The organism is Shewanella sp. SM95 (assembly GCF_025653595.1).
GTDB lineage: Bacteria > Pseudomonadota > Gammaproteobacteria > Enterobacterales > Shewanellaceae > Shewanella > Shewanella oncorhynchi.
The window spans coordinates 1-10,692 of sequence record NZ_JAKKSE010000046.1; the positions used below are offsets into that span (position 1 = coordinate 1).

Genomic DNA, 10,692 nt, shown 5'->3' on the forward strand with positions numbered 1-10,692 from the left:
ATTGGCACTATAGGTAATATTGCTTTAATTAGACAGACTCCAGATTTCGCAATAAAGAATGTGGCTTTAATCAAAGATAAAAACGAAATGGATTTTTTATACAGCTATTATTTTTTGCAGTCGCCAATTACAACTCAGCAGTTGGATGATTTTGCTAGTGGTGGAACACAGAAATTTATTTCATTAAGTAATGTTCGCAGTTTATTAATATGCGTCCCTGAAAGGGAAGAACAAACCGCCATCGGCAATTATTTCCAAAAACTCGATGCGCTCATCAACCAACACCAACAACAAATCACCAAACTTACTAACATCAAGCAGGCCTGCTTGAACAAAATGTTTGTTTAGCAGGGAGCACAGCCATGACCACCTTTAAAACCGAAGCACAATTTGAACAGGCTTTTATCGAAGTGCTTACCCACAAGGGCTGGGAGAGCGAGATACTCAAAAACAAAACCGAAGCGGATTTACTGCAAAACTGGGCGAACATTTTATTTGAGAACAATCGCCAGCAAGACCGCTTAAACGACGTGCCACTGACGGCAACGGAAATGCAACAGATTATTGAGCAGATTAAAGAACTGAAAACCCCGCTCAAGCTCAATGGCTTAATCAACGGCAAAACCGTGGCCATTAAGCGCGATAACCCCGCCGATAGTTTGCATCTTGGTAAAGAAGTCAGCTTAAAGATTTATGATCGCCAAGAAATCGCGGCAGGCCAAAGCCGTTACCAAATTGTGCAGCAGCCTAAGTTTGAACGCGGTAGCCCCTTGCGTAATGACCGGCGCGGTGACGTGTTGTTGCTGATTAACGGTATGCCGGTTATTCATGTGGAGCTTAAACGTAGTGGTGTGCCAGTAAGCCAAGCGGTTAACCAAATCGAAAAGTATTCCAAAGAAGGTATTTTTAGCGGCCTGTTTTCACTCATTCAAGTGTTTGTCGCCATGGAGCCTCTTGATGCCAAATACTTTGCCAACCCGGGGATGGATGGCAAGTTTAACCCCGATTACCAGTTTAACTGGGCCGACTTTAATAACGAGCCCATGAACCATTGGAAAGACATCGCCTCAACGTTGTTATCCATCCCGATGGCGCATCAGTTGATAGGCTTTTATACCGTGGCCGATGACACCGATGGCGTGCTGAAAGTGATGCGCAGTTACCAGTATTTCGCCGCCAATGCCATCTCCGATAAGGTAGCCAAAACCAACTGGCAGCAAATGGGCAGTAGCGCCAACAACGTCGATAGGTTAGGTGGTTATATTTGGCACACCACCGGCTCGGGTAAAACCATGACCAGCTTTAAATCGGCGCAGCTAATTGCCCAGTCAAAAGATGCCGATAAAGTGATTTTTTTGATGGACCGAATTGAACTAGGCACCCAGTCGCTGGCGGAATACCGTAATTTTGCGGGCGATGGCGAAGATGTTCAAGCGACCGAAAATACCCATGTATTGGTAACGAAATTAAAAAGCTCGTCCCCAGCCGACACCCTCATTGTTAGCTCGATTCAAAAAATGAGTAATATTTTTGAAGCCGTTGCTGCTGACAATGGGCATGCTGAAGGCACAGCAACACTTATATCCACCAATAGCGCCGATGTTGAAAAAATCCGCGCTAAACGCTTGGTATTTATTATTGATGAGGCGCATCGTTCAACCTTTGGTGACATGCTGGGTATTATTAAAATTACCTTTCCACGCGCGTTATTTTTCGGCTTTACTGGCACCCCGATCCAAGAAGAAAATGAAAAAAACGGCAATACCACCAGTACCGTGTTTGGTAACGAGCTGCACCGCTACAGCATAGCTGATGGTATTCGCGATGGTAACGTACTAGGCTTTGACCCCTATAAAGTGCCCACCTTTAGAGACAGTGATTTAAAACAAGCGGTGGCGTTAGAACAAGCGAAAGCTGGATCCGTAGCAGAAGCCATGGACGATCCCGCCAAAAAGCAAAAGTTTAATTATTTTATGAAAGACGTGCCTATGGCAGGCTTTAAAGATGCAACGGGTCAATATACCAAAGGCATTGAAGACTATATCCCCAAAAGCCAATACTTGACCGATACCCACCAAGAAAAGGTGGTGGCTGATATTATTGATGGATGGGATGTGCTCAGCCAAGGCAATAAATTTCACGCAATCTTGGCCACCAACAGCATCGCCGAGGCCATCGATTATTATCGTCGTTTAAAAGCCGCCAAACCTGAGCTTAAAATCTCTGCCTTGTTTGACCCAAATATTGATAACGATGGCGGCAGTGGAAACCGAGGCCCTACCTTTAAAGGTGATGGCCTAGAAGAAATTATGCGCGATTATAATGCTTGCTATGGCCAAGACTTTGATTTTGCTCGCCATGCGGCTTTTAAGAAAGACTTAGCCGCACGCCTAGCGCACAAAAAACCCTATGAACGCATTCATACCGAACCCGCCAAGCAGTTGGACTTACTGATTGTGGTAGATCAAATGCTCACCGGCTTTGACTCCAAGTGGCTGAATGTTTTGTATTTAGATAAGGTGATTAAATACCAAAACATCATTCAAGCCTTCTCGCGTACCAATCGTTTGTTTGGCCCTGATAAGCCGCATGGCATTATCCGTTACTACCGTTACCCGCATACGATGGAGCGTCATATTAACGATGCGGTCAAACTGTATTCTGGCGACAGACCCATGGGCTTGTTTGTTGATAGGCTAGAAAGTAACTTGGAAGCAATGAATGAATTAGCGGGTGACATTACCGAGTTGTTCATCAGTGCCGGTGTAGCGAGTTTTGAAAAACTGCCCGAAGATGTCGAAGCGTGCGCAAAGTTTGCCGAACTATTTAAAGTCTTTAACCAGCACCTAGAAGCAGCGAAGGTACAAGGTTTACATTGGGATCAGTTGGTCTATGCATTTACGGACTCTTTTGCAGACGAGAGCAGTAGTGAGCATGAGGTGACGCTGGCGATTGATGAACTAACCTATCTGAGCCTCGTGCTGCGTTATAAAGAACTCGCATCAAAAGGTAATGGTGGCGGTGCAGGTGGTGGCGATGTGCCTTTTGATATCAGTGGCTATTTAACTGAAATTGATACTGGAAAAATTGATGCCGACTATATGAACAGTCGCTTTGATAAATTTCTAAAAGAGCTCAATCAACACCAAGATCAAGCCAGCATCGAACTCACGCTCAACGAGCTGCATAAGTCATTCTCTTCACTGACCCAAGTAGAACAAAAGTACGCCAAGCTTTTCTTACATGATTTACAACGCGGTGATGCGCAGTTAATCGATGGCCACAGCTTTAGAGACTACATCAACGACTACAAAGACAACGCTGAAAATGCGCAATTAAATGCGCTGGTCAGTGCGTTAGGGTTAGATAAAAACCTACTTGTTAATTTAATGAGCAACAGTGTTAATGAGAAGAGTCTTAACAACTTTGGTCGCTTTGACGCCCTTAAAGACACCGTTGATAAGGCCAATGCCAAGGCTTACTTTGAAAAGGTAGACGGGGTTAGTATTCCACCTTTTAAGCTCAATATCCGCATCGATCAGTTTCTAAAACAGTTTATTTTTGCTCAGGCAGATGATCTCTTTGATGAAATTAATGAAGATGTTATTGAAGGATTTAACGCCATACAATCAGCCGGTTAGCATTACCCCAATCATACTTAAACTGGTCGCTGAAATCAGTGAAACGATTGGTCGTTTAAGTGCGTGAATTGAACAGACGCAGTCACTCCGGCTGCGTCGTGTCAACCGTATCCTTACGGTTAGGCTCGTTGGCGATTGGGGGCAACACCTCCTTTGGCGAGGCGTAAAGCACTGTCAAAAGAGGTGCTTGAAGTAAAAAACGCATTACGAAAAGTATACCTAATCGGAGCATTCAGCTAACACTGAGTGATGAGAGCTAGCAAGCTTTGGGGCAGGAATGAGCCAGCGATGAACCCACCGACTCGAATCGGGACAATTCCTTGTTAACGTTTTTGCTCTAATCTCGATTTCTCGGATTATCATAAGTATTGCAACCCGCATTTAGCGCTAAAGAAACTGATGAAGGAGTTTCCTAAATCACAGGCAGATGCAGCTACAATAATTTCCTGAACAAGCTTCAGTGCTTCAGTTTTAAATTCTGGAGTGTGAATGTTTTTGGGGGTATCAATAAGCGAGTTTACTAATTTAGCGAGACGTCCAAAAGAATTGGATCAGATCAATTTTATACATGTTCATAGTTGAACTATACAACTGGTGACAAAAATCTAGATATGTCATGTCACCAGTCCAAAGCTAAAAAAACTATCAGTTCAAACTGAAAGGACGATTGCAACTTATAATAATTGGTTCAATTCATTGTACAGCCCGTACAAACGGTGTGCTGACATATCTAGAATCGGTTCGTACATGAACGAATTTAAGTGAATATTTTCTGGAGTCATCACATTAACTTGGTCCAGTAAGCTTATAGTCTCAACTTGAGCAGGGAACTGGTCGCTATATTTATCAAACAACGCTCTGGTCTGATTTGACTGGATGTCATGAACGAACGGCTCGTCATTAATGGCTGCTATCATGAATTGCTCTGCTTTTAGCCGTATAGCCATAGCGAGGATGACTTTAAACTCAAGCTCTGGTGTCTCATTTCCACCTTGTGATATTTCATCCGCAACCTGCAGAATTCTATTGATCACGTGAAAATCACCATTTGGCAAAATCAGCTCAGGCTTGTCTGCAAATACTGTGCGATAGATGCTTTGCAACTCCGCAACGGTAATATCCAGACTGGCTTGTTTGATGTGCAGTAACGAAGTTAAGGTATCGTAAGAAGTTTGGTGCCCACAGTATTCTGCAAGGTTTCTTGCAAATGGAATGCTAGCAAGCATGAATGCTTCGTTGCTGTGCAAACGTGATTTCCAAACCTTGAAGACATCATTCTGGTAAGTTTCTTGAGAAAGCCTGACCTCTCGAGCTGACTTGGAGGCCATCAATTTCCTCTCACGCTCAACTCTTCCATTCCCGATGATTCTGCTACTAATAATTCTATGAAAATCAAAATTATGCGTAAGAATCAGCAAGTAGAAGTGTCCTACTTAAGCAATGTCTTTAAGATATTCGACGATAGCATATTTATTTTTGTAGTCAAAGGAGTCTGCAATATCGTCAATGGTAATCAAGATCGGTATTCCAGCATTCTTACGGATCTCAATCTCAAAAAGTACGTTGAGGATGTACAGTGCTCGTTTTTCACCTTGACTCAGGGTTTGTAAAAGAGTCTCGCGTTTTACTTCCTTCGTTGCTCCTCGGCCATCATCAAAATCAAAAGTGATAGCTGGGGCTGCAGCATTGAGGATCACCTCTTCGAGGTTATCGACTCGAAGTTTAAACGGTACTGAAAATCGCTTATTAAAAATACCAACAACGTTTTTCCAGGTCGTTTCCTGTTGTTTGGCTTGTTCGACGATACCTCTTATGATTTGTTGGTTTACTTGGTATGTAGCGATCAAATCTTCCCAAAGGGATCGATGTGCTTGCAAATAAGCGCAAACGACCTTTTTCTTAAGATCGGGAATATTCTTGTACTCGGGTAAAAGAGCTTGGTGCTCAGCAATAAAATCCCGAAATGATTGTGTCTCTTTGGTTGATAGTTTTTTATCAACACGCTGAAATTTTTCTTTTAAAACAGGATCTTGGAAGACTTTATTCTGTTCTTCCTGTAAGATTTCATCTAAGCGGTCTTTAGATGTTATTTCTTGTTTAACCCCATTTATTGATAGATTCACAGTATGGGACGCGCTGAAAAAGCCAGTATCAGAAAGACTCTTGGACACTGCTCCGGCTTTCTGATGGTTAAAAGTTTTGGAAAGTACGGCTGATTCGCTAATTAACTTGTCGTAGGTTTCAACATATTCGGTTAATTCTTGATCAAAGTTATCTGATGTAATGAGCTCCAATACTTTAGGATTAAATAGATCTGCATGTCTGTAGCCAGCAAGATCGGAGTAGTCCTGTGTAACAGTCGTTCTTAACTCACCGAGAAGTTCAAAAAAATCTGTCTCAGGGCGATTAAAGGTTTCACAAATCATCTCTGCGATAGCCTTATGCTGCCGACCAGATCTTTTGGCCAATTCTTTTATGAGCAATGCTCTTTTATCGTCAACTTCTTTAAGCGCATCGTCGTATTCGCGCTTCAATACTTCGTTAACCAAAAGGGTCGAAACCTGTTTTGAACTATAACTCTCGTCATACGAGTTAATAACCATTAGCTGCGCAGGACTAATCTCATTGTCATCGATGGTGATCGTTCTCGTCGTTTCGCGTTCAAGAAAAATCGCATCTTTTGAAGCTTTGCCTTCTGCAACATCTTTGAATGTTTTCGCCAATGACGTTTTTAAAGTACCGTTAGGGGCATATAGCGAATACACTCCTTCAACACCATTAGCTTTTGAAAAATCAAATTCCTTCTGTAGCCGATTGATCCCATAGCAATTAGTTAAATCCAAAACCAGTCTCATCAGATATTCTATCCCTTGATTAATCGATACAATGTTCGCTAGCCTAAGTCGGCTAGCGCTTTAACCGTTAAGCGCCTCATTCAGCGTAGTGACGACATGGTGGTTCACGCCAATTGCAGCGAAGTGTTTTCTCCGCAGGCAATCTTATCTTGCTCGGATTCACGCAGATCTTTGCGATTACGTGTACTTTTTGTCTCTCGAACTAATTGCCTTGTTAACATTTGGCTGCATTGATTACTCCAGCGCTTTGAACAGCTAAATCCAAATACCTTTCTGCTGCATTTTGGCTTATTGCAAAATCAGGCAGATGCGACGCTTGATTTCTTAGCAAACACGCGAACAATAAAGTGGCTTTACAAGTACCAAATGATTGTAATTTTCGGCGTCAGAAATAATATAATGAAACAACTAAGGAAGCCATGATAGGCCTTTTGTTCATTCAGTCAAAACTCAGCTACTGTGGCCTTTGAAGTGTTTCTGATTAAGATGTCATGATGTAAGCTAAGCCAATAAAATAGACATGGATTTAGAATTATATGTTTCATCTTCATACTCTTGGCTGGCACAGCTTTCAACAATTGTGCCTTTCGGTATTGCGCGAAGTCCTCGGTCAAACGGTCCAGTCCTTTCTAGATACTAATGACGGTGGTAGAGATGGAGCATTTTCGGGTATCTGGAGCCAACAGAATGGTGAGTTGTTCTCTGGTCGCTTTGTGATCCAATGTAAGTTCACCGCTCGCGTTGGGCACACTCTCACACCATCAGATCTCGAAGACGAATTCAGCAAGGCCGAACGATTAGTCAACAAGAATGAGTGTGACATTTATATTCTAATGACAAATGCTGGCGTTTCCGGTGCTACCGAACTAAAGATTAAGGAAAGGTCCAAAGAAGCAGGAATCAAAGAGTTACTTATATTTGGTTCCACTTGGCTGGAGGACCAAATTCGTGAGAATAAGCATTTAAGGATGATGGTTCCAAGAGTTTACGGTCTCGGAGACTTGAGCCAAATTCTAGACGAACGAGCATATGCTCAGGCCAAAGCAGTTCTCGAATCAATGAAAGAAGATCTAGCTAAAGTCGTTTTAACAGAGTCTTATCGAAAAGCAGCTAAAGCTCTCGACACGCATCGTTTCGTGCTTCTAGTTGGCGAGCCAGCCTCAGGAAAGACGACCATTGCATCGTTGCTTGCGATGTCATCTGCTGACCAATGGGGAGCGTCTGTGGTTAAGTTAATGACGCCCCAGTCTGTCGTTGAGCGTTGGAATCCTAATGAAAAGTCCCAACTATTCTGGATCGATGACGCATTCGGAGTGACTCAGTATGAAAGTAGCCTTGCCTCCGGTTGGAATCATATCCTCAATGAGGTAAGAACCATTCTTCGCCAAGGAAACCGTATCGTTATGACGTCACGTGACTACATCTATAATCGTGCACGTCAGGATTTGAAGGACGGTGCTTTTCCGCTCTTCCAGGAGAGTCAGGTTGTTATAGATGTTCATAACCTAACGTCTGACGAACGGAGGCAAATTCTCTACAACCATCTAAAGCTTGGAAGACAACCTAGAAAGTTTCGTGCTGCGGTGAAACCACATTTAGGGTCTGTTGCAGATCATAATAGGTTCATTCCGGAAACAGCTAGGAGGTTGGCAGATCCATTTTTCACCCAAAATTTGTATCTGTCTGATTGGAGCTTGGAGAGGTTTGTAGATAAGCGCGAGCAATTCCTCATAGATACCTGTAAAGAGCTAGACGCCGGTTGCAAAGCAGCATTGGCATTAATTTATATGTCCAACGGTCAATTGCATAGCCCGGTCACACTGACAGCTGCCGAGGATGATACTCTGAGGCGATTGGGCAGTGACTTGGGAGGGTGTACTGCTGCACTCGAAGCACTGCGCGATAGTCTAGTAGTCCACGTGAATTCGGACGGAAAGTCTTTTTGGACCTTCAAACACCCGACTATTGGAGACGCATACTCTGTCATGCTTCGAGGCAGCCCTGAGTTGCTTGGGATTTATGTCCGCGGTAGCGATATCCAAAAGCTGATGCGTCAGATAACTTGTGGCGACGTAGACATTGAAAGAGCAGTTGTGCTGCCTAGTTCTATGTTTGAATTACTCATTAAGCGACTTACTACATATAAAACAAGCTCTGCCTACAAGACACAATGGATGTCAGGATGGTGGGCCCGACGAGAACTGCTAAGTTTTTTAGTCGGACGGTGTAACAAGCAGTTTCTTGAATTGTATCTCAGCGCTGACCCCAAATTAATTGATCATATCACTACCCCAACGCCAAACTTAGATTTTTCAGTAGAAGTCGATCTAGCTATTCGCTTGTTCAAACTAGACCTATTGCCAGAAAACGCGCGTAAAACACTGGTAATTACGGTCTCGAAATATGCACAAAATGGCGAAGATGCTAGAGTTCTAAGTGACCCTGAGCTTCGTTCACTATTAAATGATAGGGAGCTGAGAATACTAAGAGAAGCGATTCGTACTGAATTACTGCCGCGAATTGAGGAAGTGCGTTGTTTATATCAAGAAGAGCACGATCCCGAAGAAGACCCAGAATGGCACATGAAGCGTTTTACTCAACTGCTCTCAGGCATTATAGATGAATATCCACATAGTTTGCGTATTAGAAATATTATTGAAAAACAGCGCATGCTAGTTCAAGAATGGGTTGATGAAAACCCACCGGAGGAAGACAGCTCGACTTCGCGAGATATCATAGTTGATGAACCGAATGTAAGCTATACGAGCAGTCGAAGCATTTTTGATGATATAGATGAGTGATATCTGCTACGGCCCGATTTCTATAGACACTCTGTAGCATTACTAAAATTTGGTCAATTGCAAACTAACAAAGTCAGTTGCTCATCACGCTGATAACTCGCAATGGGGCATAAACGTGCCTGAACTGATCGGCCTGACACGAGTTGGGACATTTTCGTGTTAGGACTTTTGCTCTAATGAAAGCATTTCTGATTATCAAAAATATGAAAAAGCTATAACCCTGTGGTCAGTTTTACTTGACCATATATGGACGCCTCAGCTTTTACAACACTTTTGAATGATTGGTTCACTACCATATATTCGGCGTCTAAATAGGCTTTTTACCCGCGCCATGATGTAAATCCGAAACCTATTACCTTATCACTACATCGGCATTTAATGCCTTGGTCAAGTCAGGCTCTAATAGGTACGGTTGACCGTTTATTCATCAGTGCATGTAAACTTTTACGTGATGCTTAACGTCTTACGCAAACGCTTTACACGTAGTTCTGAGCTGCCATTTTTCGTGATCGATCCTAGTCGAACTTTTCCACCAGAACTCGATTGCGATGGCACTAAGCCACACCATGCAGATAATTGCCGGCCATTTTTAAATTGATGACCCGAACCTAATTCACTCATAAAGCTTGCTGTGACTAATGGTCCAAAGCCAGGGATCGACAGCAATGCATTGTAGCGAGGTTGGATTTGACATAGCGCTTTAATGTCGCGCTCGATTTGATTAATTCTCTCATTTAAAACACATAAATCTTCATATAAAAATTTTAACAGGTAATGAAGCGTATGAGACAGTTCATGCTCATTATTTGCTAAAATACGGCTAAGTGATGCTTGTAATTGCAACCTGCCGACAGAGAAGATCACACCAGACTCGCTCGCTAGGCTTCGAATTTGATTGACCATGGCGGTTCGATTTTGAACGAGACGACTACGTACACAACGTAATGCTTTAATGTCTTGTTGCTCAACAGTTTTAACTGGAACCATGTGGATATTAGGTCTGAAAACCGCTTCGCATATAGCGAGGGCATCGTTGGCATCATTCTTTTGATTTGCAACAAATGGCTTAACATGTTGAGCAGGGATCAATTGCACTTGATAACCAAGAGCTTGAAATTGTCTTCCCCAGTAATGCGCCGTACCACAGGCCTCCATAGCAATAAGGCTACCTTCGGGGAATTGTCTAATTTTATCGAGCAGCTTGTTTCTGTTAACCTTTTTGTTACTCATGACAGAGTTATCCATAAGACAAACACAAACTTGAAAAACATTTTTGGCTAAATCGATACCAATAACTTTAATATCCATGATGGAAACCTCCAGAACTATTTGTCAGCTTTAAGCTTGGCATAATACTGCAAGCTTAGGTGCTGAGGCGTCCATCACATCACTACA

6 protein-coding genes and 1 pseudogene are annotated in these 10,692 nt (G+C 42.8%); 3 read left to right on the plus strand and 4 right to left on the minus strand.

Annotated features, from left to right (window positions below; all coding sequences use genetic code 11):
• On the plus strand, window positions 1-348 hold a 348-nt coding region (locus L5M29_RS23320), incomplete at its 5' end, for a restriction endonuclease subunit S (protein ID WP_263170303.1).
• 14 nt (window positions 349-362) lie between these two features.
• Window positions 363-3,641: a type I restriction endonuclease subunit R gene (locus L5M29_RS23325; RefSeq protein ID WP_263170305.1), complete on the plus strand. Its 3,279-nt coding sequence runs from the start codon at window positions 363-365 to the stop codon at window positions 3,639-3,641.
• 674 nt (window positions 3,642-4,315) lie between these two features.
• Here the strand turns inward: L5M29_RS23325 and L5M29_RS23330 are convergent.
• From L5M29_RS23330 to L5M29_RS23830, 3 genes are all read right to left on the minus strand, one after another.
• Window positions 4,316-4,969: a hypothetical protein gene (locus L5M29_RS23330; RefSeq protein WP_263170307.1), complete on the minus strand. Its 654-nt coding sequence runs from the start codon at window positions 4,967-4,969 to the stop codon at window positions 4,316-4,318.
• 105 nt (window positions 4,970-5,074) lie between these two features.
• Window positions 5,075-6,496: a hypothetical protein gene (locus L5M29_RS23335; protein ID WP_263170308.1), complete on the minus strand. Its 1,422-nt coding sequence runs from the start codon at window positions 6,494-6,496 to the stop codon at window positions 5,075-5,077.
• 104 nt (window positions 6,497-6,600) lie between these two features.
• The gene (locus L5M29_RS23830) at window positions 6,601-6,717 is read right to left on the minus strand and encodes a hypothetical protein (RefSeq protein WP_375163559.1); all 117 of its coding nucleotides are present in this window, start codon (window positions 6,715-6,717) and stop codon (window positions 6,601-6,603) included.
• A gap of 315 nt (window positions 6,718-7,032) precedes the next feature.
• Between L5M29_RS23830 and L5M29_RS23340 the strand changes: the two genes are divergently transcribed.
• The gene (locus L5M29_RS23340; protein ID WP_259483842.1) at window positions 7,033-9,297 is read left to right on the plus strand and encodes a restriction endonuclease; all 2,265 of its coding nucleotides are present in this window, start codon (window positions 7,033-7,035) and stop codon (window positions 9,295-9,297) included.
• A gap of 477 nt (window positions 9,298-9,774) precedes the next feature.
• On the opposite strand, the pseudogene L5M29_RS23345 reads toward L5M29_RS23340, so the two are convergent.
• Window positions 9,775-10,605, minus strand: a pseudogene (locus L5M29_RS23345) (IS110-like element ISSba8 family transposase); the annotation flags it as partial.
• Window positions 10,606-10,692: the final 87 nt, after the last annotated feature.